Origin of the sequence: Xanthomonas bonasiae (genome assembly GCF_017163705.1) — a bacterium.
GTDB lineage: Bacteria > Pseudomonadota > Gammaproteobacteria > Xanthomonadales > Xanthomonadaceae > Xanthomonas_A > Xanthomonas_A bonasiae.
The window spans coordinates 13,316-36,063 of sequence record NZ_JAFIWB010000018.1 but is presented as its reverse complement, the minus strand read 5'-3'; the positions used below and the strand labels follow the sequence as shown (position 1 = coordinate 36,063).

Annotated in this window: 14 protein-coding genes; 7 read left to right on the top strand and 7 right to left on the bottom strand. The window is 69.5% G+C overall.

What is annotated here, in order from left to right:
* The first annotated feature begins 247 nt into the window (after window positions 1–247).
* The gene (locus tag JR064_RS15005; RefSeq protein WP_206230249.1) at window positions 248–841 is read left to right on the top strand and encodes a queuosine precursor transporter; all 594 of its coding nucleotides are present in this window, start codon (window positions 248–250) and stop codon (window positions 839–841) included.
* A gap of 303 nt (window positions 842–1,144) precedes the next feature.
* A complete protein-coding gene (locus JR064_RS15000; protein ID WP_179569039.1) occupies window positions 1,145–1,372 on the top strand; it encodes a hypothetical protein in 228 nt (75 codons plus the stop codon).
* A gap of 89 nt (window positions 1,373–1,461) precedes the next feature.
* Here JR064_RS15000 and glnE read toward each other — a convergent pair whose 3' ends face one another.
* Window positions 1,462–4,290 carry a bifunctional [glutamate--ammonia ligase]-adenylyl-L-tyrosine phosphorylase/[glutamate--ammonia-ligase] adenylyltransferase gene (gene glnE / locus JR064_RS14995; protein WP_206230248.1) on the bottom strand — a complete coding sequence of 943 codons (2,829 nt, stop codon included), beginning with the start codon at window positions 4,288–4,290 and terminating at the stop codon, window positions 1,462–1,464.
* 702 nt (window positions 4,291–4,992) lie between these two features.
* Window positions 4,993–7,218: a translocation/assembly module TamB domain-containing protein gene (locus tag JR064_RS14990; protein WP_206230247.1), complete on the bottom strand. Its 2,226-nt coding sequence runs from the start codon at window positions 7,216–7,218 to the stop codon at window positions 4,993–4,995.
* A 133-nt stretch (window positions 7,219–7,351) separates the two neighbouring features.
* Between JR064_RS14990 and scpC the strand changes: the two genes are divergently transcribed.
* A complete protein-coding gene (gene scpC, locus JR064_RS14985) occupies window positions 7,352–8,872 on the top strand; it encodes a succinyl-CoA:acetate CoA-transferase ScpC (RefSeq protein WP_206230246.1) in 1,521 nt (506 codons plus the stop codon).
* A gap of 358 nt (window positions 8,873–9,230) precedes the next feature.
* Here the strand turns inward: scpC and JR064_RS14980 are convergent, their stop codons facing one another.
* The 5 genes from JR064_RS14980 to JR064_RS14960 form a co-directional block, all read right to left on the bottom strand.
* Window positions 9,231–9,515 carry a GIY-YIG nuclease family protein gene (locus JR064_RS14980; RefSeq protein WP_179569047.1) on the bottom strand — a complete coding sequence of 95 codons (285 nt, stop codon included), beginning with the start codon at window positions 9,513–9,515 and terminating at the stop codon, window positions 9,231–9,233.
* 718 nt (window positions 9,516–10,233) lie between these two features.
* The gene (locus JR064_RS14975; RefSeq protein ID WP_206230245.1) at window positions 10,234–11,307 is read right to left on the bottom strand and encodes a 3-deoxy-7-phosphoheptulonate synthase; all 1,074 of its coding nucleotides are present in this window, start codon (window positions 11,305–11,307) and stop codon (window positions 10,234–10,236) included.
* Window positions 11,308–11,653: 346 nt separating this feature from the next.
* The gene (locus JR064_RS14970; RefSeq protein WP_241093085.1) at window positions 11,654–14,545 is read right to left on the bottom strand and encodes a TonB-dependent receptor plug domain-containing protein; all 2,892 of its coding nucleotides are present in this window, start codon (window positions 14,543–14,545) and stop codon (window positions 11,654–11,656) included.
* Between the two features lie 568 nt (window positions 14,546–15,113).
* Window positions 15,114–16,763 carry a chaperonin GroEL gene (groL, locus tag JR064_RS14965; RefSeq protein WP_179569051.1) on the bottom strand — a complete coding sequence of 550 codons (1,650 nt, stop codon included), beginning with the start codon at window positions 16,761–16,763 and terminating at the stop codon, window positions 15,114–15,116.
* A gap of 137 nt (window positions 16,764–16,900) precedes the next feature.
* Window positions 16,901–17,188 (bottom strand): co-chaperone GroES, encoded by a 288-nt coding sequence (locus tag JR064_RS14960; protein ID WP_003470504.1) that lies wholly within the window; start codon window positions 17,186–17,188, stop codon window positions 16,901–16,903.
* 274 nt (window positions 17,189–17,462) lie between these two features.
* On the opposite strand from JR064_RS14960, the gene JR064_RS14955 reads away from it, so the two are divergent.
* From JR064_RS14955 to JR064_RS14940, 4 genes are all read left to right on the top strand, one after another.
* Complete coding sequence (locus JR064_RS14955; RefSeq protein ID WP_206230244.1) at window positions 17,463–19,232, top strand: endonuclease; 1,770 nt, start codon at window positions 17,463–17,465, stop codon at window positions 19,230–19,232.
* A 323-nt stretch (window positions 19,233–19,555) separates the two neighbouring features.
* Window positions 19,556–19,888 carry a divalent-cation tolerance protein CutA gene (gene cutA, locus JR064_RS14950; RefSeq protein ID WP_179569055.1) on the top strand — a complete coding sequence of 111 codons (333 nt, stop codon included), beginning with the start codon at window positions 19,556–19,558 and terminating at the stop codon, window positions 19,886–19,888.
* A 4-nt stretch (window positions 19,889–19,892) separates the two neighbouring features.
* Window positions 19,893–22,169: a protein-disulfide reductase DsbD family protein gene (locus JR064_RS14945; protein WP_206230243.1), complete on the top strand. Its 2,277-nt coding sequence runs from the start codon at window positions 19,893–19,895 to the stop codon at window positions 22,167–22,169.
* Window positions 22,166–22,735, top strand: coding sequence for a TlpA disulfide reductase family protein (locus JR064_RS14940; protein WP_206230242.1), 570 nt, complete (start codon window positions 22,166–22,168; stop codon window positions 22,733–22,735). Before JR064_RS14945 ends, JR064_RS14940 begins: the two co-directional genes overlap by 4 nt.
* The last annotated feature ends 13 nt before the right edge of the window (window positions 22,736–22,748 follow it).

The following is a 22,748-nucleotide window of genomic DNA, read 5'->3' as shown; positions in this document are numbered from 1 at the left end:
CGGCTTCAGCCGCGACAGGCTTTCCCGGTAATGCCCGTCGCGACTGAAGTCGCTCCCACAAAAGAGCGGCGAACTTCTCCCTTGTAGGAGCGGCTTCAGCCGCGACCGGATCCTACTGGTGAAGCCCGGTCGCGGCTGAAGCCGCTCCTACAGGGAGCACCCGCGGTCCGCCGGCATGCCGCGCTGGCCGCGACGCCGCCGCATCGCGATAATGCGCCGCTTCGCCTCACCCGCAGCGCAGCCGCCCATGCATCCCCCCTCCCCGCCATCGCCCGCGTTCGCCGCATTGACCCCGCGCGCCCTGCTGCTGGCGGTGCTGGCGATGGGCGCCGTCGTGCTGCTGTCGAACGTGCTGGTGCAGTTCCCGATCAACGACTGGCTGACCTGGGGCGCCTTCAGCTATCCAGTGGCGTTCCTGGTCAGCAACCTGATCAATCGCCGCTTCGGCCCGCGCGCGGCGCGGCGCGTGGCCTGGTGCGGCTTCGCGCTGGCGGTGCTGCTGTCGATCTGGATCGCCACGCCGCGCATCGCCGCCGCCTCGTGCCTGGCGTTCATCGCCGCGCAACTGCTGGACATCGCCGTATTCGACCGCCTGCGCCGCGGCCGCTGGTGGCGCGCGCCGATCGTCGCCACCACCTGCAGCGCGACGCTGGACACGACGATCTTCTGGTCGGTCGCCTTCGCCGGCTCGGCGCTGCCGTGGGTCAGCTGGGCCGCCGGCGACCTGGCGGTGAAGCTGGGCATCGGCGTGTTCCTGCTGGCGCCGTTCCGCGCGCTGCTGTGGCGGACGGCGCCGCCGGCCGTCGCCGATGCATCGGCCACGCAAGCGCCTCAGCGTTAGGGCGAACCGCGATCCGCTTGGCCGCCGCCATGGAAACAGCCCCCACGTTTGCGCAACGTCACCGCCTGGCAACGCGCAGCCACGCAAGCGCCAATGCACCGACCCGGCGGCACTCGCCACGCCAGGCCGACGTCGGCAACATCGTCGCCGAGCCGGTGCGACGGGTCGGACAACGCTGCCACGTGCGGCCGCGCACGTGACTCGGACCCAATACACACCTCCAATGCTTCCCCGCGACGCATCGACGGCGCCGCGACCCGGACGCGCATCGGCCACCTCACAAACGAAAGGAAGCGAAGACAGATGACATCGAACTACAGCCGCATGCTCCGCGATCCACTGCTTCTTCCGCTATTGCTCGCCTCGCTGTTGAATGCGCTTTGCGCAGGCGTTCTTTGGCAAAAATTTGCGGCCGCATGCGACCTCGGCCCCGGCTGGCCGGAATTGCTGCAAGGACTCTCCGGCTTTCTTTTGCTTGTGCTCATGCTCATCAGGGCGCTCTGGCTCAAAAAGCGAATCAACCCCAGATGACGGGCACGCCCCATGTTCGCCGCAGGGGCCTGACATCCACGTCCGGGCAGGCCGGGCGGATCCGGCGGACCGTCGGCTGGCCCGCCGCGCTATCGGCCGCTGCGCCCCGGCTCGAACGCCAGTCCCTTGGCCTGCGCCGCAGCGGCGATCGCCGCGCGCGCGTGCTCGATCGCGGGGGTAATTGCGGTCAGCCGTGGGCGCCGGTCCAGCGTGCAGGCCAAGCCGGCATCGACCAGCGTCGCGTGCGCCTCGTGCAACGCGACGGCGGTCGGCGCATCGAACCATGCGCTGGCCGTCAATGCGTCTACCAGCGCCGGCGTAGCGCGCGGCACGGTCAGCTCGGGCTGTTGCGCGGCGCCGAGCAGCACCCCGGCCTGCAGCAGGAATTCCAGATCGACCAGGCCGCCGGCGCCCTGCTTCAGGTCGAAGCGCGCGGCATCGCTGCGATCCAGTTCGGCGCGCATGCGTGCGCGCATCTTCAACACTTCCTCGCGGAGCTGCGCCGCGTCGCGCGAACGCGCCAGGGTCTGTTCTCGCACCTGCTCGAAGCGTTGCAGCAACACGGCATCGCCGGCGACGCCACGCGCACGCACCAGCGCCTGGTGCTCCCAGGTCCAGGCGCGCTCGCGCTGGTACTCGGTATAGCTGGCCAGCGACGACACCAGCGCGCCCTTGCCGCCGTCCGGGCGCAGGCGCACGTCGATGTCGTACAGGCGGCCGCCGCCGGTGACCGCGCCGAGCAACGCGATCACCTTCTGCGCCAGCCGCGCGAACCAGCGCCCGCTCTCCAGCGGACGCGGTCCGCTGGAGGCTTCCGCGCCGGCGGCATGGTCGTACAGGAACACCAGGTCCAGGTCCGAGCCGATGCCCAGTTCGATGCCGCCGAGGCTGCCGTAGCCGACGATCGCGAAACTGCCGCCGGGCACTTCGCCGTGGGCCGCGACCAGTTCGGCACGGGCCAGGCGCAGCACGGTCAGCACCACGCCTTCGGCCAGTTCCGCGAGCTGGCGGGCGCTGTGCACCGCCGGCTGGCGCCGGTCCAGCGCGGCCAGGGCGATGCGGAAACTCAGCGCCTGGCGCGCTTCGTTGAGGCCGCGCAGGGCGGCTTCCGGATCGTCGCCGGCCGCAGCGACCGCGCTGTCGCACAGCCGCTGCATCGCCACCCGGTCCGGCATCGGCCCGGCGACGCGGCTGTCGAGCAGTTCGTCGAGCAGCAACGGATACGCGACCAGCCGTTCGGACAGGAACGCGCTGCGCGCGAGCACATCGACCAGCCGCGCCAGCGCGCTGGGCTGTTCGTCGAGCAAGGCCAGATAGCTGGCGCGGCGCAGGATCGCCTGCAGCAGGCCGAGCACCCGGTGCAGCGCGGCATCGGCCTGCGGCGAGCGCGCCGCGGCGTGCAGCAACGCCGGCAGCACCCGGTCCAGCCGCGCGCGTGCCGCATCCGACAGCGTGCGCACGCCCAGCGACTGTACGAAGCCACGCAGCGCCTGGTCGGCGCCCTCGGCATCGGCGAAGCCGGCGGCGGCCAGCACCTGCGTGCCGGCTTCGTCCGGCAGGCCGCGCCAGTAACTGGCCAGCGCATCCGGCGCCACGGCCTGCACGCGCGGCGCCAGCAACTCGGCGAATTCGGCGGCGACGCAGTCGCGCTGCACCTGCAACGCGGCATACAGCTGCGTCCAGTCGGCGTAGCCGAGACCGAGCGCGATGCGCGCGCGGTCCAGCGCGTCTTCCGGCAGCGCATGGGTCTGCGCGTCGCGCAGCATCTGCAGGCGGTTTTCGACCTGGCGCAGGAAGCGGTACGCGTGGGCCAGCGCCGCTCCATCCGCGGCCGCGACCTGGCCGCCGGCGACCAGCGCCTGCAGCGCCGGCAACAGGCGGCGCTCGCGCAGCGCCGGCTCGCGGCCGCCGCGGATCAGCTGCAGCGACTGCACCAGGAATTCGATCTCGCGGATGCCGCCGGGACCGCGCTTGATGTCGTCGAGACGATCGTGCCGCGCGACTTCGGCGGTGATCGCCGCCTTCATCTCGCGCAGCCCGTCGAGCGCGGTGAAGTCGAGGTAGCGCCGGTATACGAACGGGCGCAATGTCTGCAGCCAGTCCTCGCCGGCGGCGATATCGCCGGCCACCGCGCGCGCCTTCAGCCATGCGTAGCGCTCCCAGTCGCGGCCCTCGCGCTGGAAGTAGTGGTCCATGCCGGCGAACGACAGCGCCACCCGCCCGGCAGTGCCGAACGGACGCAGGCGCAGGTCCACCCGGTGCGAGAAGCCGTCGGCGGTGGTCTCGTCCAGCAGCCGCGCCAGGCGCTGGCCGAGGCGCGCGAAATATTCCTCGGCGGCGAGCGCACGCGCACCATCGGATTCGCCACCCTGCGGATAGGCGTAGACCAGGTCCACGTCCGAGGAGAAGTTCAGTTCGCCGCCGCCGAGCTTGCCCAGGCCGAACACCACCAGCCGCTGCGCGCTGCCGTCGGCGGCACGGACCACGCCGTGGCGCGTGGCGAATTCGCCTTCCAGCGCCTGCAGCGCGATGCCCAGGCAGGTCTCGGCCAACTGGGTGCTGCCGGCCAGGGTCGCATCGACGTCGTCCAGGCCCAGCACGTCGCGCCACACCAGCCGCGCCGAGGCCGCCGCGCGATAGCGGCGCAGCTGCGCCGGCCACGCCGCCGGCTGCGCCGGATCCAGCTGCGGCACCGGCAACGGTGGCGGATCGGGCTGCGCCAGATGCTCGAGCAGGGTCTGTTGCCGGCACAGCGTATCGAGCAGGAACTCGCTGGCGAGCACCGCACGCTGCAGGTCGGCGTCGAAGCCCGGGCGATCGGGCCAGGGTCGCGCGCCGACGGCCTGGCGCAAGCGCGCCAGGTGGCGGTCGAGCACGGGTTGCACGGTGTCGGGGACAAGCGGGGAGGAGGCGGGCATCGGTCGATTCTGGCATTCCGGCGCGTCGGCAGACAGAGGCCGCATGTCGCCCGGACGACGTTTGCGGCCAGGCCGCCGGCAGGAACGGCGCTGCGCTGTGCTGCCTGCGTTCAATCGCTGGGGTTGGCGCTGGCAGAACGGCCGCATGGCACCATGCGCTGTCCGAACTCCAGGCAAAAAAAAGCCCGCTTGCAGCGAACTGCCAGCGGGCCTTGCTCCCTCCCCCACGTCGGGATGCAGGTTGATCTTGGGCGCTTTATTCGCACATTGCACGCTGCACTGCAAAATGAAACCGGGCGGTACATTCTGCTGCGATGCAGTATGCGGCGACGCCCTGTCTTCACGGGGCGTTGCTACTGCGAACGCGCCGTGGGCGATCTGGCGATCGGTCGTAACTGAAGTCGGCAAAGGGGTTTGCGGCAAGGCTGCTGGGTGCACTGCAGGGGGGCTTCAGTCCCGACAGTGGCCTGGAGTTGGAAAGGTCCATCGCTTCGTTCGTCGCGACTGAAGTCGCTCCCACAGGGACGTGCCGTGACGTTACTAGGTGCACTGTGGAAGTGCTTCGGCCTGACAGAGGCTGGAGTCATGAAGGTCCATCGCTTCGTTCGTCGCGGCTGAAGCCGCTACTACCGTCTCTCGTCGGCGGTGCATCTGGCGACGCGATGACGACCATGCACGAAGAGGATCACGGCTTATGCCGGGTCAGGGCGCCGACGGCGTCGGGGCTGGAGCGGGCAGCGTGTCCGATAACCACGCCGGTTGCCGCTCGTACCATTCGCGCGCGCCGAGCAGATGCCATTGCCGCTGTTCGCCGCGCAGCGCCACGCCGACGCCGAGCACGCCCCAGCGCGCATACAGCTCGCCCTGGGTGCCGGCATCGCCGACGCGCAGGCGCGCACGCAGCGACACGCGCTGGTTTTCCGCCTGCAAGCGATCCAGCCACAGCGCGTCCTTGCGCCAGCGCAGCTGGCCGCTCGCATCCAGTTGCCCGGCGTCGACCAGCTTGAGCAGCCAGGCCGGCGCATCGCTGCGCTGCGCGAACACCGCCAGCACCGGACCGGCATCGCGCATCTGGATCTGCACCTGCGCATCGGCCTGCGTGGCCGGCGTTGCGGCGATGCGTCCCTGCGGCACGCGCAGCGTGGCCCACCAGTCGCGCTGCTTGGCGCCGTCGCCGTAGCGCACGCCCTGCAGGCGCAGCGTGCTGCCGCTCAGGTCGAAGCGCTTGCCCTGCAGTTCCGCGCGCCGCAGCCGCGCATCGAGATCCAGGTCGCCCGCCAGCGCCAGTCCGGCCGCCTGCAGCCGCGCCTGGCGGCCGCGCACGCGCACGTTGCCTTCGCCCACCTGCCCGGCCGCGTCCAGGTGCAGGTCGCCGCTGAGCGATCCGCTGCCGCCGAGCACGCGCACCTGCGATGCCGGCAGGTAGCGGTTGTAGGCGCGCAGGTCGGGCACGCGCGCATCGTCGAAGCGCATGCGCGCCTGCAACGATTCCTTCAGCGTCGCCAGCGCGCCGTCGCCCTCCAGGTCCAGGCGCAGGTTCTCGCCTTGCACGAAGATCGCCTTGGGTTCGGCCAGCGGTGCCAGCGCGAAGGTGCGCATGCGCACGTCGACCTGGGTGCGCGGCTGCGCGGCGGTGCCGACGATGCGTCCGACCGCCTGCGCCTGGCCACGGATGCGCAGCCGCAGCACATCGGCCACGGCCTGCACGTCGGGCACGTCGAGGCGGCTGCCCGGCTGCAGCGCGCCGTGCGCCAGGCGCAGATCGGCGGACACGTCGCCGCCGCCGTCGAGCCGGAACCACGGCTTGCGTACCAGCAGGTCGCTGATCCAGTTCAGCGATTCGAAATGCCAGCGCCCTTGCACCGTGCCGGACACGCGCGGCAACAGCGCCGCCGGCTCGGCGAACGGCACACTGCGCCCGGCGATGCGCACATCGGCATCGAGCATGCTGCGCGGATCGACCTGCCCGGGCAGGCGCGCGCGCAACCGGATGTCGCGATCGACGTCGAGCAACAGCGCCAGCACGCCGCGGTCGGTGGCGCCGACGCCGGCGTGCAGCGGCACCCGCCAGGTGAGCTTGCTGCCCGGCTGCAGTTCGCCGCGCCGCATGCGCAGGTTCGCGTCCACATGCCCGAGCCCAGGCTCGGTGCTCAAGCGCGTGTGGGTCCCGGCGGTGTCGATTCGCAATGCCACGCTGCGCCCGTGCAGCTGCAGCGCCAGGTCGGCGATGCCGAGCTTGCGCAGGCCTGGCGCCTGCGCGCGGTAGTGACACGGGAACGAGAAGCGCGCGTCCAGATGCGCCTGGTCGGCGATCTGGCGCTTGCCGTAGCGCACGCTGGCGTCGTCGAACACGATCTGCGACGGGAACAGTTCCGACGGCCCGCCCTTGAGTTGTTTCAGGAACCCCACCGTGCCGTGGCCCTTGCCTTCGATCGCCAGTTCGCCGATGCGTGCCCGGCGCAGCGTGCCGCTGTGGATCGCATCGAAGCGCAGGGTCCAGCCCTGGTCGCTTTGAGGCGGCGGCGGGATGGCGTCGGCGACGCGGTCGATCTCGCCGATCACGTTCACCGCCTCCATCCATGGCAACCGCACCTCGCGGTGCAGCAGCGGCAACAGCGCGATGCGCGCGCTGGCGCGATCCGCGCGCAGGACCCAGACGCTGCGCTGCACATGCCCGCGCATGCGCACGTCCCATGCAGTGACGAAGCCCGGCAGCACGGTCAGCGCCGGACCGGTCTGCATGCGGAATTTTTCCGGCTTGCGGTTGGTCGCCATGTCGAACAGCGGCGTGTTGAGGAACACGTTGCCCAGCAGCAGGTACAGCAGATAGGCGATCAGCAGCCCGCGCAGCAGCAGGCGCCACGGACGCGGCAAGCGCCGGTAGCGTTCGAGGGCGGCATTCGGCGAGAGGCGGGCGAAGGGCGGCACCGGGGCACTATCGCCGCGGCGCGGCGTGAGGCGCGTGAAAGCCGGACCGCGCGCGCCATTGCACCATCGCCGCAAACCCACTCCGGGCGCGATCCGCGATAATCGGGGTCTCCCTTCCCTGCACGGTTGCCCCATGTCCGCCGAACGCATCCTCCACCCGCGCCTGCGCGAGCGCATCGTCACCGCCGAGGCCGCCGCCGCACTGATCCAGCCCGGCGAGACGGTGGCGATGAGCGGCTTCACCGGCTCGGGCTACCCGAAGGCGGTGCCGATCGCGCTGGCGCAGCGGATCGAGGCCGCGCACCTGCAGGGCCAGGCGTTCAAGATCCGGCTGATGACCGGCGCCTCCACCGCGCCGGAACTGGACGGCGCACTGGCCAAGGCCGAGGGCATCGCCCTGCGCATGCCGTTCCAGACCGACCCGGACGCGCGCCAACGGATCAACGCCGGCACCCTGGACTACATCGACATCCACCTCAGCCATGTCGCCCAGCACGTGTGGTTCGGCTTCTACGGCGAGATCGACACCGCGGTGGTGGAAGTGGCCGGCATCCGCGAAGACGGCAGCCTGATCCCGTCCACCTCGATCGGCAACAACAAGACCTGGCTGGACCTGGCCAAGAAGGTGATCGTCGAGGTCAACGACTGGCAGCCGGCCGGCATCGACGGCATGCACGACGTGTACTACGGCACCGCGCTGCCGCCGCAGCGCAAACCGATCCCGCTGCTGCACGCCGACGACCGCATCGGCGAACCGTCGCTGCGCTGCGACCCGGACAAGATCGTGGCGGTGGTGCGCACCCACGCCCCGGACCGCAACAGCCCGTTCACCCCGGCCGACGCCACCAGCGAGCGCATCGCCGCGCACCTGATCGACTTCCTCCAGCACGAAGTAAGCAAGGGCCGGCTGCCGGCCAACCTGCTGCCGCTGCAGTCGGGCGTGGGCAACATCCCCAACGCGGTGCTGGCCGGCCTGGCCAGCAGCGGCTTCCGCGACCTGAGCGCCTTCACCGAAGTGATCCAGGACGGCATGCTCGACCTGCTGCGCAGCGGCGTGCTGAAGGTGGCCTCGTGCACGGGATTTGCGCTGAGCCCGGAGGCGAACGAGGAGTTCAAGCGCAACATCGATTTCTACCGCGAGCGCATCATCCTGCGCACGCAGGAGATCTCCAACCATCCGGAACTGGTGCGGCGGCTGGGCTGCATCGGCATGAACGGCATGATCGAGGCCGACCTGTACGGCAACGTCAATTCCACCCACGTGATGGGCAGCCGCATCATGAACGGCATCGGCGGCTCCGGCGATTTCGCCCGCAACGGCTTCCTGTCGATCTTCCTCAGCCCCAGCACCGCCAAGCACGGCAGCATCTCGGCGATCGTGCCGATGGTCAGCCACGTGGACCACACCGAGCACGACGTCTCCATCATCGTCACCGAACACGGCCTGGCCGACCTGCGCGGCCTGCCGCCGCGGCACCGCGCACGGCAGCTGATCGACCACTGCGTGGACCCGAGCTACCGCGCGCAGCTGGAGGAGTATTTCGACCGCGCGCTGCGCGACAGCTACGGCAAGCACACCCCGCACCTGCTGCCCGAAGCGCTGTCCTGGCACCAGCGCTGGTTGGAGACCGGGACGATGCACGCGGCGAGTTGACCCATCCAGCGCGCTACGCAGTGCCATCGCCGCGGCTCCGGCGTGCTTTTGTAGGAGCGGCTTCAGCCGCAACAAGCGAAGCCCGGACCGCGACCGTTTCGGTGATCGGTCGGGGCTGAAGCCCCTCCTGCAGTGCACCCAGCAAGCAAGCCGCAGCCCTGTAGGAGCGGCTTCAGCCGCGACAAGCGACGCGGCGGGGCTCGCCCGCTTCGGAAAGAGTCGGGGCTGAAGCCCCTCCCACAGTGCACCCAGCAGGCTCGCCGCAAGTTCCTGTAGGAGCGACTTCAGTCGCGACGAACGAAGCAGCGATGCTGGCCGGTCGCAGACGCGATCGAGGCCGAAACCTTCGCAGCCTCCGTTACGCGTCAATTGACAGCGAAACCCCTTCAGGCTCGCTCAGGAACGCCAGCTTGCGCGCGCGCGGCAGTTGCTTGAGCGCGTATTCGGCGCGCGAGGCGGCGGCGCGGTCCGGATAGGCGCGGCTGGCCAGCAGCCGCAGCGGCGGGTTGGCGCGGGTGTACTTGGCGCCGGTGCCGCGCAGATGCGCCCGGTAGCGCGCCTCGAGGTCGAGGGTGATGCCCGCGTAGTAGCTGCCGTTGCGGCATTCGAGCAGATACAGGAACCAGGGCGGGGAGTCGGCCATGCACGCATTATCGGCCAGCGCGCGATTTGCGCCACCGTTCGCGAGCGCTGCATTGCCCTATGCGCTCGACCTCAGGGCATGCCTCTGCCCATCCGATCTGATCCGACTCATCCGATGCCGATCATCGCGACCGCGTCGCGGCGCTGAACCGTCCCGAAACCGGCTTTAACGCAACCCGAACACCTTGCCAGTCGCTGGCACACGCCGGCAAACCGCAGCCACGGTACGGGCGCATAAATTCACCACCGGCCGGATGCCGTCGATGAAGAGGCTCTCTCCCTTTGGATTCGACGGCACGGCCGGGTCTTTTTTTGGCGCCATGCAACGGACACCCTGGGCGTTGCCTGTAACCCGCCACCGGATCAACACCGCTTCGACGACCCGCGCCTGCACCGGATCGGAAGCGCCTCCCCAGCCTTTTGCGGACGACGCCGGCATGGCGCAGCTGAAGCCGCCTACAAAGACGTGCGCCCCCTGCTACACGCGCTGCGGAAGAGGCTTCCACCCCTGCCGCCACCGGAGTTGGAGCGATCGCGGCTTCGCTCGTCGCGGCTGAAGCCGCTCCTACAGAAGCGCGGCATGCGTGCAAAAGAGCGTACGCGTGCCGTGTGGTGCTTGCCATTTTGCTCTGGCCACGGCGGGCATCGTGATAGCGGCGAGTCTTTCGGGCGACACGCATCGGGCTCCTGGCCCGATGCCTGCCGCTCCGCCACGCCGCTCAGGCCGCCTGCGACAACCGCGCCTGGCGCCGCGCACGCACCGCCTGCGCCAAGCGCTCCAGCACCTGCACCGAGCTGTCCCAATCGATGCAGCCGTCGGTGATGCTCTGCCCATAGACCAGCGATTGGCCTTCCACCAGTTCCTGGCGGCCGCCGACCAGGTGGCTCTCCACCATGGCGCCGACGATGCGGGTCTGCCCGGCCTCCAACTGCGCGGCGATGTCCTCGATCACCTTCGGCTGGTTGTCCGGGTTCTTGCCGCTGTTGGCGTGGCTGGCGTCGACCATCAACCGTGCCGGCAATCCGGCCTTCTCCAGCACCTGGCCGGCGGCGGCGACGCTGGCCGCGTCGTAGTTGGGCAGCTTGCCGCCGCGCAGGATCACGTGGCAATCGGGGTTGCCGGTGGTGGTGGCGACCGCGGTCTGCCCGTCCTTGGTGACCGCCAGGAAATGGTGCGGATGCGAGGCCGCGCCGACCGCATCCACCGCGATCTTGACGTCGCCGCTGGTGCCGTTCTTGAACCCGACCGGGCACGACAGGCCCGAGGCCAGTTCACGGTGCACCTGGCTTTCGGTGGTGCGCGCGCCGATCGCGCCCCAGGCCACCAGGTCGGCGATGTACTGCGGCGAGATGATGTCGAGGAATTCCACGCCGGCCGGCAGGCCGAGGCGGTTGATGTCGCGCAGCAGGCCGCGCGCCAGGCGCAGGCCCTTGTTGATGTCGAAGCTGCCGTCGAGATTGGGGTCGTTGATCAGGCCCTTCCAGCCGACCGTGGTGCGCGGCTTCTCGAAATACACCCGCATCACGATCTCCAGCGCATCGCCGTAGGTGTCGCGCAGCGGGCGCAGGCGCTGCGCGTACTCCATCGCCGCCACCGGATCGTGGATCGAGCACGGGCCGATCACCACCGCCAGGCGGTCGTCGCGGCCGTGCAGGATCTCGTGCAGCGCCGCGCGCGAGGCGGCCACGGTCTGCGAGGCCTCTTCGTCGCAGGGCAGCAGCGACAGCAGGTGGGCGGGCGGGGTCAGCGGTTCGATCTTGCGGATGCGCAGATCGTCGGTATGGGGAGCCATGGGGAATCTCTCGGTCGGGTTCTGGGTGGGGGACCAGGTCCGGCGGCATGAAAAAAGCCGCCAGGTTCGCTGGCGGCTTTCGGGGATGCGGCTGAAGTTTCCTTCAGGGTGAACGCACTCCTTCCTCCGCCAGCGGCATCGGAAAACCGTAGTACCAAAAATAAAAGCTGCGGTTGGCGTTCATGGGATGCATTGATAGCACAGGATTTTTGGCGGCGCCACAGTTGCATTGGCAACTGGATGGAGCCGGGATTCGGGATTGGAGATTGGGGAGTCGCAAAGACCGACGGCCCCAGCGATTCGCGACGTCTCCCAATCCCGAATCCCGACTCCCCAATCCCGGCCTCTAGAAATCGAACACATACTCCGCCGCCACCTCGCGCCCGATCGCGTCGTACAGCGTGGTGTTGTAGAACTGGTAGCCGTAGTAGCGTTCCTTGTTGTCGTAGCCGGTGGTGTTGAGCACGTTGTTGACGTACAGGTTCACCTTCATCTTCGGAGTGATGCGGTAGCCGGCGGTGAGGTTCCAGTACACCGCCGGGCCGACGCGGCCGAAGTAACGGCTGGTGCTGTCGCCGAAGTGCGGGTTGGCGCTGTCGGTGACCCGGCATTCGTCCGACGGGCTCGGCTGGTAGCCGTCGTCGAAGCGCGTGCAGGTGCCCCAGTTCACCGCCTGGGTGGAGCCGAAGCGCTTGGCGTAGACGGTCAGGTCCAGAGGGCCGCCGTTCTCCCAGTGCACGCTGCCGCGCAGCTTGCTGCGGATTTTCTGGTCGCGCAGGTTCTTGTAGGCGTCGGTGCGGTAGGTCTGCTCGCGATAGCTGATCAGGTTGTTGTAGTCCAGGCCGAAACTGAAGTTGCCCCAGCGCGCGGTGTTCACCCGGTACTTCAGCGAGGCATCGACGCCGGAGACCTGCATCTGCGCGATGTTGATCGGCCCCTGCTCGATATCGACGACGCGGCCGGCGGCGTCGCGCGTCACCCGCGAGACGATGCGCGCGCAGTATTCGGCGCCGCCCGGGTTGACCCACACCCCGCCGGCAGTGGTCAGGCCAGTGCGGCAGCCCGCTTCGGCGGTCAGGATCTCGTCGCGGTTGAGGTCCTTGATCATGTCCTGCAGGCGGATCTTGTAGTAATCGACGGTCAGCGACAGGCCGTCGGCGATGTCCCACACGAAGCCGGCGGTGGCCGAGCGCCCGTGTTCCGATTCCAGGTCCGGGGTGCCGCGGCGGTTGACCTGCATCAGGTAGTAAACGTCGGCGTTCTCGGCGCTGCAGCCGCCGGTCAGGTAGTAGCCCTGCTGGATGCAGCGGTACTGGTCGATCACGGTCTGCTGGGTGGAGCTCGGTTCGCCGAGCACGTAGTGCATGTCCGGGGCGCGGAAGCTGGTGGCGAGGCTGCCGCGCAGCAGCAGCGTGCTCAGCGGACGCCACTCCAGGCCGGCGCTCCAGGTGGTGTCGCTCTGCTTGCCGATCGCCGAGCCCAGGTCGCTGTTGTAGGAGGTGTAGTCGCCGTAGCGGTCGTGGCGCGCGGCCAGGCTGGCGTTGAGCGAGGACAGCAGCGGCACGTCGAACTCGATGCCGCCGGAATAGCGCAGGCGTTCGCCGCCGCCGTAGTCGACCACGTCCAGCGGATAGCAGGTGTTGGCGCACGGATCCGGATCGAGCCGGTAGCCCTGTTTGGCGACCTCGCCGACCGCGGCGAACTTGATCGGCCCGGCCCAGCCCCGGAACAGTTCGCCGGTGATGTTGGCGCTGGCCTGGTTGACCCACGAATCGGCCTGGTTGTGCGCCTTCACCGCCAGGTCGTTGTACTGCGCGCCGCTGAGCGGCTGGTACCAGCGCTCCTCGTTGAGGTCGTAGATCGGCGTGCCGTCGGCGGTGCTGCCCAGTTGCGCGCCGAGGAAGTAGTCGGTGGCCTTCTGCGTGTCCACGGTGCGCACGTATTCGTCGGTGGTGTAGCGCGCGCGGCCGAGCGCGACTTCCCAGTCGAAGCGGTCGGCCAGCGTGCCCTTGAGGCCGGCGCTCAGATCCCAGGACAGTTCCTTGGTGGTGTTGGCCAGGTTCTTCCAGCCGCCGGATTCGTAGCGGGTCAGCTGGCGGATCGCGTACAGGTTGCGGTCGGTGCCGGTGTCGTGGAACGGGCCCAGATAGACGTAGGGCGGATCGTAGGTCCAGTAGCCGATGCTCTTGTTCACCGACAGCGTGCTCCAGGCCTGCATGCCGTTGTCGAAATCGAAGGTGCCGTACAGATAGGCCGAGCCGCTGTCGCCACCGCTGGCGGCGAGCCAGTCGGCGTAGTCGTGGGCCATGCCGCAGTAGCCGCCGAGGTTGGTGAGGGTGCTGCTGTTGTAGTCGTAGCTCAGCCGCTGCGAATCGACGAACTGGCCGCCGAAGCGCGCGCAGGTGCCGCTGGGCGGGGCCAGGCGTTGGTTGGTGTCGGCGTCGAGCAGGGTCAGGCCGGTGTAGGAATTGAAGCCGTACTTGCGCGCCTGCGCGGTCCAGTTGCTGTAGGACTCGTCGTCCTGGTCGTCCATCTTCGGGCGTTCGCCGACCGACAGCGGATCGCGCCGCGTCCACTGCAGCGCATAGGTCAGGTTCCACCTGTCGCCGCTGGTGCCGCCGACCCAGGACAGGTCGAACACGTCGCGGCCGCCTTCGGTGGCGGTGCCGCCGCGCAGCCGCACCTGGTTGCCCTCGTAGCCCTTCTTCAGGATCACGTTGATGACGCCGGCCACCGCATCGGAACCGTAGATCGCCGAGGCGCCGCCGGTGAGGATCTCGATCCGCTCCACCGCCGCCGACGGGATGCTGCTGTAGTTGGCGAAGTTGCTCTCGCCCGCATACGGCTGCGGGTAATCGGCGACGCGGTGGCCATTGACCAGCAACAGGGTGCGGCCCGGGCCGAGGTCGCGCAGGCTGACCGGCGAGGCGTTGGGCGTGTGCGAGCCGTATTTGGTATCGGCCTCGACGCTGCCCTGCTGGTTCAACGTGTTGAGCACGTCGTACACGGTGAGGAAGCCTTCCTGCTGGATCTGCTGCGCGCTGATCACCACCACCGGTTCGGCGCCCTCCACTTCCGAGCGTTTGATCCGCGATCCGGTGACCACGACCTGGCCCAGGTCGGTGGCGGCGGCCTTGGGCGCGGCATCGTCGGCGGCGTCCTGCGCCAGCGCGTCGGGCGCGCCATGCAACGCCAGCACGATGCCGAGCGCGAGAGTGGTGAAGGGGTGACGAGGCATGCGGATCTCCCTGCTGCGGGCTGGCGTGGAACGCCGACGGACGACGGCGGCGACGATGCGCGTCTCCGTCCCGCGACCACACGAGGAGCCTCGTGTCGTTGCCCACAGCGCAGCCGCACGCGTGCGATGGCACGCGCTGCGTTGCGCCTCATCGGCGCGCAGAAGGAAGACGAGCGGTGCGGGCGCGCCTATCCCCTGACGCGCTCGCGGACCTAACCTGCAATGCGGCGACAACGTTGTCAACACGTCGCCACATGGATCTTGTAGACGATGCCGCTTTATGCGCGATTCGCTGCGAGAGGCGCCGATTTGCGCGGGATGCGCCGCCACCGGCCGCGCAGCGAACCCTTGCACCGCCCTCCGCGCGCGAGGCTTCGCTGTGTGCTGTGCGGCATGCGTCGCCGCGGGCAATCGCCCTGCCTCCTACGCTCCGCCGTGCCGCGATTCGCCACGACTACTCGGCCATGCGCGCGGCGCGTGCATGCCCCGCAAACGCATAAAAAAAGCCCCGCATCGCTGCGGGGCTCCTTTTCACTGCGTACTGCAGGTCGGCTTGCGCCGGCGCGGATCAGAAATCCATGCCGCCCATGCCGCCCATGCCGCCGCCCATGCCGCCAGCGCCGCCGGCCGGCTCGTCCTTCTTCGGCGCTTCGGCCACCATCGCTTCGGTGGTGATCATCAGGCCGGCGATCGACGCGGCGTTCTGCAGCGCCGAACGGGTCACCTTGGTCGGATCCAGGATGCCGAACTCGACCATGTCGCCGAACTCGCCGTTGGCGGCGTTGTAGCCGAAGTTGCCGGTGCCTTCCTTGACCCGGTTCAGGATCACCGACGGCTCTTCACCGGCGTTGGTGACGATCTCGCGCAGCGGCGCTTCCATCGCGCGCAGCGCGATCTGGATGCCGTGGGTCTGATCTTCGTTGGCGCCCTTCAGCTCGCCGATCGCGGTCAGCGCGCGCACCAGGGCCACACCGCCGCCCGGGACCACGCCTTCTTCCACGGCCGCACGGGTCGCGTGCAGGGCGTCTTCGACGCGCGCCTTCTTTTCCTTCATCTCGATCTCGGTCGAAGCGCCGACCTTGATCACCGCCACGCCGCCGGCCAGCTTGGCCACGCGCTCCTGCAGCTTCTCGCGGTCGTAGTCCGAAGAGGTCTCTTCGATCTGCGCCTTGATCTGCTTGATGCGCGACTCGATCGCCGAGCTGTCGCCAGCGCCGTCGATGATGGTGGTGTTCTCCTTGGAGACCTGCACCTTCTTGGCGCGGCCCAGGTCCTTGATGGTCGCCTTCTCCAGCGCCAGGCCCACTTCCTCGGAGATCACGGTGCCGCCGGTCAGGGTGGCCATGTCTTCCAGCATCGCCTTGCGACGATCGCCGAAGCCCGGCGCCTTGACCGCGACGACCTTGACGATGCCGCGGATGGTGTTGACCACCAGGGTCGCCAGCGCTTCGCCTTCGACTTCCTCAGCCACGATCAGCAGCGGCTTGCCCGACTTGGCCACGCCTTCCAGCACGGGCAGCAGGTCGCGCACGTTGGAGATCTTCTTGTCGTGCAGCAGGATGAACGGGTCGTCCAGGTCGGCCGACTGGCTCTGCTGGTTGTTGATGAAGTACGGCGACAGGTAGCCGCGGTCGAACTGCATGCCCTCGACCACGTCCAGCTCGTTGTCCAGGCCCGAGCCTTCTTCAACGGTGATGACGCCTTCCTTGCCGACCTTCTTCATCGCGTCGGCGATGATGTTGCCGATCGACTCGTCGGAGTTGGCCGAGATGGTGCCGACCTGGGCGATCGCCTTGTCGTCGGCGGTGGGCTTGCTGATCTTCTTCAGCTCGGCCACGGCGGCCTTGACGGCCTGGTCGATACCGCGCTTGAGGTCCATCGGGTTCATGCCGGCGGCGACCGCCTTGGAACCTTCGCGGATCAGCGCCTGCGCCAGCACGGTGGCGGTGGTGGTGCCGTCGCCGGCGTTGTCGGAGGTCTTGGACGCGACTTCCTTCACCATCTGCGCGCCCATGTTCTCGAACTTGTCGGCCAGTTCGATTTCCTTGGCGACGGAGACGCCGTCCTTGGTGATGGTGGGCGCGCCGAAGCTCTTCTCGAGCACGACGTTGCGGCCCTTCGGGCCCAGGGTGGCCTTGACGGCATTGGCGAGAATGTTGACGCCGCGCACCATGCGCGAACGAGCGTCTTCACCGAAACGGATATCTTTGGCAGCCATGTGTGTAACTCCGGGATTCGTGATTTGGGATTAGGGATTGGCTGAGAGCGAGCTTCGGGGGAGATCCGGGACCGCGGCGCGACGAGCGCAGCGCGAATCCCGAATCCCCACTCCCGAATCCCGCGATCGGCGGCGTTTTAGCCGACGATCGCCAGGATGTCGTCTTCGCGCAGCACCTTGTACTCGACGCCTTCGGCCTTGTAGCTGGAGCCGGCGTACTGGCCGTAGATGACCTTGTCGCCGACCTTGACCGCCGGAGCGCGGACGCTGCCGTTGTCCAGCGGCTTGCCGCTGCCGATGGCCACGATCTCGCCCTTGGTGGACTTTTCCTTGGCCGAATCCGGGATCACGATGCCGCCGGCGGAAATTTCGTCGGCTTCGATCGGCTTGACTACGACGCGGTCGTGAAGCGGCTTGATGCTCATTGAGAGAGACCCTCTTAAGTGATTGATTGGTCTAGGAAAGGCTGGCGATGTTAGCACTCGCATGTGACGACTGCCAGCAACGCTCGCGAAAAAACCCGGTACGCCGGGATGCGCAAGATGTGGTGCTGGCCGGCGCCCTTTCAAGGGCTGGCGACGAAAAAATTTCGCTTCGGCACCCTCCCGGCCGCGGAACTGGTACCCGGATTCCGCAACGCTGTCACAGGAGCAGGCTAGGCTCGCAGACCCAGGGGGGACCATCCAAAAGGAGTTGTCGATGAAGCCATCCGCCGTTGCCTTACCTCTCGCCTGTCTGCTGGCCCTGGCCGGCCACGCCCAGGCCGCCGTGTTCATCAACGAATTGCACTACGACGATGCCACCGCCGCCGGCGATACCGGCGAGGGCGTGGAGATCGTCGCCACCGCCGGCGAGAGCCTGAGCGGCTACAAGGTCTACCTGTACAACGGCAGCAGCCCCAGCGCCGCCGCCGTCTATGCCACGACCTCAGTGCCGGCCGGCAGCCTGGTCACCTGCGGCGGGCAGGTGCGCATCGCCACCGTCGGCTATGCCAGCAACGGCGTGCAGAACGGCCCCAACGACGGCCTGGCGCTGGTCGACGGCAGCGGCCAGGTGGTGCAGTTCCTCAGCTACGAGGGCGCGATCACCGGCGGCGGCGGCCCGGCCGCCGGCCTGACCAGCCAGAACCTGCCGGTCAGCGAGAGCAACAGCACCGCGGCCGGCACCTCGCTGCAGCTGCGCGGCAGCAACGGCAGCGCCGCGTCCGACTTCAGCTGGGCCGGCAGTTCGGCCAGCAGCTTCGGCGCCTGCAACAGCGGCCAGACCTTCAGCGGCGGCAGCAGCAATACCGCGCCGTCGGTGACCGCGACCACGCCAGCGCAGGGCGCCAGCAACTTCCCCGCCGCCGGCGACCTGGCGGTGACCTTCAGCGAGGCGGTGACCCTGGCCAGCGGCGCGTTCGGCCTGAGCTGCAGCCAGTCCGGCACGGTGGCGCTGAGCTACCCGAGCAGCGGCAGCCAGTTCGCGATCTCCACCAACACCGCCCTGGCCGCCGGCGAAAGCTGCAGCCTGAGCATCCTGGCGGCAAAGATCAGCGACGCCGGCGGCGCGCATCCGGCGCAGGACAGCAGCATCGCCTTCAGCGTCGCCAGCGGCAGCGGCGGCGGTGCCAGCGGCTACTACTCGCGGGTCAACACCTCCAACGCCAGCCAGTTGCGCTGCTCGCTGCACGAGACGATCAAGGGCCACACCGTCTACCCGTACAGCAGCAGCTCCGGCACCAGCACCTGGACCATCCTGGAGATCGCCGACGAGGACCCGAACAACAGCGGGCGCATCCTCGACGCCTACCGCAACCGCAGCTACGCCAAGGTCACCGACCGTGCCGGCAGCGGCAGCGGGCTGAAGTACAACCGCGAGCACAGCTGGCCGAACTCGCTGGGCTTCGGCACCGCCAGCGGCGACAAGGGCCTGCCCTACGCGCCGTACACCGACACGCACATGCTGTACCTGACCGACTCCACCTGGAACGCCGACCGCGGCAACAAGCCGTACGCGAACTGCGACAGCAACTGCGGCGAGCGCATCACCGAGGCCAACGCCGGCTTCGGCGGCGGCAGCGGCAGCTACCCGGGCAACTCCAACTGGGTGCGCACCCCGGACGGCAATGGCGGCAGCTTCGAAGTGTGGAACCACCGCAAGGGCGACATGGCACGCGCGGTCATGTACATGGCGATCCGCTACGAAGGCGGCACCGACGCGGCCACCGGGCAGTCCGAGCCGGACCTGGAACTGACCGACGACCGCAGCAAGATCGTGCAGACCTCGGCCTCGCCGGCCTACATGGGCCTGCTGTCGACGCTGATCGCGTGGAGCCAGCAGGATCCGCCGGACGACGCCGAGCGTGCCCGCAACGAAGTGGTGTACAGCTTCCAGGGCAACCGCAATCCGTTCATCGATCACCCGGAGTGGGCGACTTCCTCGCTGTTCACCTCGGCCAAGCCGGCGACCTGCCAGCTGCTCAACTGAGCCGGAGGGTCTGCGAGCGACCCGGGTGGCCCCGGGGCCATCCGGCGTCGCCCGTACATGCAATGAAGGCTCGGCGGTAGATGGCCGCCGCTGCCGCGCGCCCCCGGCACCGTCGCGGCCCTGCTTTCCCGCCGCCACGACCACCCAACTGCCACGCCGTTCCCGCTGCGCAGCGGGTCGCTGCCGCACGGCCCAGTGCCATGCCCGGCCAGCGCCCTCCGCGGCCGCCCCGCGCAGGCCTGCAACCGCGCGCCCGCGGGCGCGCACTCATGCCCGAATCAGGCCCGGCAAAGCCCTGCCGGCGTCCCTATACTGTCGGCCGCATGTCTTCGCCCCCACTCCGTTTGCTGTTCAGCACCTGCCCCGATCCGGCCAGCGCCGCGCGGATCGCCCAGGTCTTGGTCGAAGAACGGTTGGCCGCGTGCGTGAGCCGCCTGCCCGGCGTGCACGCCACCTATCGCTGGCAGGACGCCGTGGAGCAGGCCGAGGAAGTGCTGCTGCTGATCAAGACCGCCGCCGACCGCGTCCCCGCGTTGCAGCGGCGGCTGAGCGAACTGCACCCCTTCGACGTCCCCGAACTGATCGAGGTCGAGGTCGCCGGCGGCCTGCCCGCCTACCTGCAGTGGGTGTATGCCGAAACCCGTGAGGAACCGTAAGCCGATGACCGTGCTGCACCGTATCGCCGCCCTGTGCCTGCTGGCCCTGGCCGCCTTCCCCGCCCTGGCGATCAGCGAAAAGGATCTGCTGCCGGTCGATCAGGCCTTCGTGCTGAGCGCGCAGGCGCCCGAGCGCGGCCGCATCGAACTGCACTGGAAGATCGCCAACGGCTATTACCTGTACCGGCACCGGATCGCGGTGCGGGTGCTGAGCGGCTTCAAGGCCAACCCCACCGTGCAGCTGCCGGCCGGGCACAAGAAGACCGACCCGTACTTCGGCGAGGTGGAGACCTACCGCGGCGAGTTGAACGCGGTGCAGAGCGGCGTCGCCGATCCCGCCACGACCAGCCTGCAGGTGGAGGTGCGCTATCAGGGCTGCGCCGACGCCGGCGTGTGCTATCCGCCGCAGAAGCGCGTGCTCACGGTGGCGCTGCCGGCGGCCGAGGCCGACGCAACGGCGGCCACGTCCTCGCCGCTGCCGGGCAGCGCGCCGGGCGCGGCCGGCCCCGCCGGCAAGCCGTTGTTCGGCGCCGGCGCCGGCGCCGTGCAAGGCCTGCCGCTGCCGTCGGACCAGGCGTTCGGCTTCGAAGCCATCGTCGGCGACGGCAACACCCTGCTGCTGCGCTTCACCCCCGCCCCGGGCTACTACCTGTATCGCGACCGCACCGCGCTGGCGCTGGAAGGCGCGGCCGGCATCCGCACCGGCATGCCGCGCTGGCCGCAGGGCCGCTCGCACCAGGACGAGCACTTCGGCAACGTGGTGGTGTATTTCGACCAGACCGAGGTCAGCGTGCCGCTGCAGCGCCAGCGCGCCGATGCCGCCGACGCGACCCTGGTCGCCACCTTCCAGGGCTGCCAGACCGACGGCATCTGCTATCCGCCGATGACCCGGCGGGTGAAGCTGTCGCTGCCCAAGGGCAAGCTCAGCCCGACCGACCAGGCCGAAGTGGCGCCACTGCTGGTGACGCCGCTGGACAGCCGCCAGGCCGACGCCAGCGCCGCGGCGGCCGCGCCGGTGACCGCGCCCGACGCGGCGAGCGCGCCCGATGCCTCGGTGCACAACGCCGCGCGCAGCACCGCGCCGGCGGCCGCGCCGCAGAACCTGCTGTGGGTGTTGCTGGCGGCGCTGGGCGGCGGCCTGATCCTGAACCTGCTGCCGTGCGTGCTGCCGATCCTGTCGCTGAAGGTGCTGGGCCTGGCGCACAGCGGCGAAAGCCATGCGCGCGCCCGCAGCCATGCGCTGTGGTACACGCTGGGGGTGCTGGCGTCCTTCGCCGTGGTCGGCGGCATCGCCGTCGCCGCGCATCTGCTGTGGGGCTTCCAGCTGCAGCGCCCGGGCTTCGTCGCGGTGCTGACCTACCTGATGTTCGCGATGGGCCTGAGCCTGTCCGGCGTGTTCACGCTCAGCGCCAACCTCGGCGGCCTCGGCCAGTCGCTGCCCTCGCGCAGCGGTCCGGTCGGCGACTTCTCCACCGGCGTGCTGGCCTGCGTGGTGTCCAGCGCCTGCGTCGGCCCGTTCATGGGCCTGGCGCTGGGCTATGCGTTCGCCGCGCCGCCGGCGATCGGCATGCTGGTGTTCCTGACCATGGGCCTGGGCCTGGCGCTGCCGTTCCTGCTGGTCGGCTTCATCCCCTCGCTGGCCAAGCGCCTGCCCACGCCCGGCCCGTGGATGGAGACGCTCAAGCAGGTGCTGGCGTTCCCGATGTACCTGACCGCGATCTGGCTGCTGTGGGTGCTGGGCAAGCAGCGCGGCGTGGATGCGGTGGCGCTGCTGCTCGTCGGCGCCACGCTGCTGGCGCTGGGCCTGTGGTGGATCGAGCGCGCGCGCTGGCGCAGCCACAAGCTCGGCCTGCGCCTGGCCTCGCTGCTGGTGCTGCTGGCGCTGCTGCCGGTGTGGGGCGTGACCCGGCTGGCGCCGCCCAGCGTCAGCGCAGAGCGCAACACCGTGGCCTTCTCGCCGGAGATGCTGGACCGGCTGCGCACCGACAACCGCGTGGTGTTCGTCAACATGACCGCCGACTGGTGCGTGACCTGCAAGGCCAACGAACGCAACGTGCTCGGCAGCGATGCCTTCCGCGACACGCTCAAGCGCGTCGACGCGGTGTACATGAAGGGCGACTGGACCAACGAGGACCAGCGCATCAGCGCCTTCCTCGCCGAACACAAGGCGGTGGGCGTGCCGCTGTACGTGGTCTACGGCCCGGGCGCACCGCCGACCGTGCTGCCGCCGGTGCTGAGCCAGGCGGTGGCCGAGGACGCACTGCTGCGCGCGGCGCGATGAACGCCACGCCGCCACGCCTGCTCGCGGTGGCGGCCATCGCGGCGGCGCTGGGCCTGGCCGCCGCGCAGGTCTGGTGGCGTACGCCGACGCCAGCGCCGCCAGCGACCGCCACCGGCAGCGCGCCGCCGGCCGGCGTTGCCGCGGCCCGCCCCGGCGATCCCGCCCCGGCGCTGCGCCTGCCCACCCTCGACGGCGGCAACCTGAGCCTGGCCCAGTTCCGCGGCCGTCCGTTGCTGGTCAATGTCTGGGCCAGCTGGTGCGAACCGTGCGTGCGCGAGATGCCGGAACTGGACCGCCTGGCACGCGCGCAGCCGGCCGACGGCCTGCAGGTGCTCGGCATCGCCCTGGACCGCCCCGAGGACGTGCGCGCATTCCTGCAGCGGGTGCCGATCGGCTACCCGATCGCGCTGGAAACCCCCGGCCCGGCCGATGCCAGCGTGCGCCTGGGCGACACCCAGGGCCTGCTGCCCTACAGCGTGCTGATCGACGCCGACGGCCGCATCGTGCGGCAGAAGCTGGGGCCGTTCGCGCCGGGCGAAGCGGAGCGCTGGGCGCGGCTGCCGTAGCCGCTCGTTTGCG

Coding starts and splice junctions, on each gene's coding strand:
- scpC (WP_206230246.1), top strand. CDS start 7,352: ATGTCCGCCGAACGCATCCTCCACCCGCGCCTGCGCGAGCGCATCGTC.
- JR064_RS14970 (WP_241093085.1), bottom strand. CDS start 14,545: ATGCCTCGTCACCCCTTCACCACTCTCGCGCTCGGCATCGTGCTGGCG.
- glnE (WP_206230248.1), bottom strand. CDS start 4,290: ATGCCCGCCTCCTCCCCGCTTGTCCCCGACACCGTGCAACCCGTGCTC.
- JR064_RS15005 (WP_206230249.1), top strand. CDS start 248: ATGCATCCCCCCTCCCCGCCATCGCCCGCGTTCGCCGCATTGACCCCG.
- JR064_RS14955 (WP_206230244.1), top strand. CDS start 17,463: ATGAAGCCATCCGCCGTTGCCTTACCTCTCGCCTGTCTGCTGGCCCTG.
- JR064_RS14945 (WP_206230243.1), top strand. CDS start 19,893: ATGACCGTGCTGCACCGTATCGCCGCCCTGTGCCTGCTGGCCCTGGCC.
- JR064_RS14980 (WP_179569047.1), bottom strand. CDS start 9,515: ATGGCCGACTCCCCGCCCTGGTTCCTGTATCTGCTCGAATGCCGCAAC.
- JR064_RS14975 (WP_206230245.1), bottom strand. CDS start 11,307: ATGGCTCCCCATACCGACGATCTGCGCATCCGCAAGATCGAACCGCTG.
- JR064_RS14960 (WP_003470504.1), bottom strand. CDS start 17,188: ATGAGCATCAAGCCGCTTCACGACCGCGTCGTAGTCAAGCCGATCGAA.
- JR064_RS15000 (WP_179569039.1), top strand. CDS start 1,145: ATGACATCGAACTACAGCCGCATGCTCCGCGATCCACTGCTTCTTCCG.
- cutA (WP_179569055.1), top strand. CDS start 19,556: ATGTCTTCGCCCCCACTCCGTTTGCTGTTCAGCACCTGCCCCGATCCG.
- JR064_RS14940 (WP_206230242.1), top strand. CDS start 22,166: ATGAACGCCACGCCGCCACGCCTGCTCGCGGTGGCGGCCATCGCGGCG.
- groL (WP_179569051.1), bottom strand. CDS start 16,763: ATGGCTGCCAAAGATATCCGTTTCGGTGAAGACGCTCGTTCGCGCATG.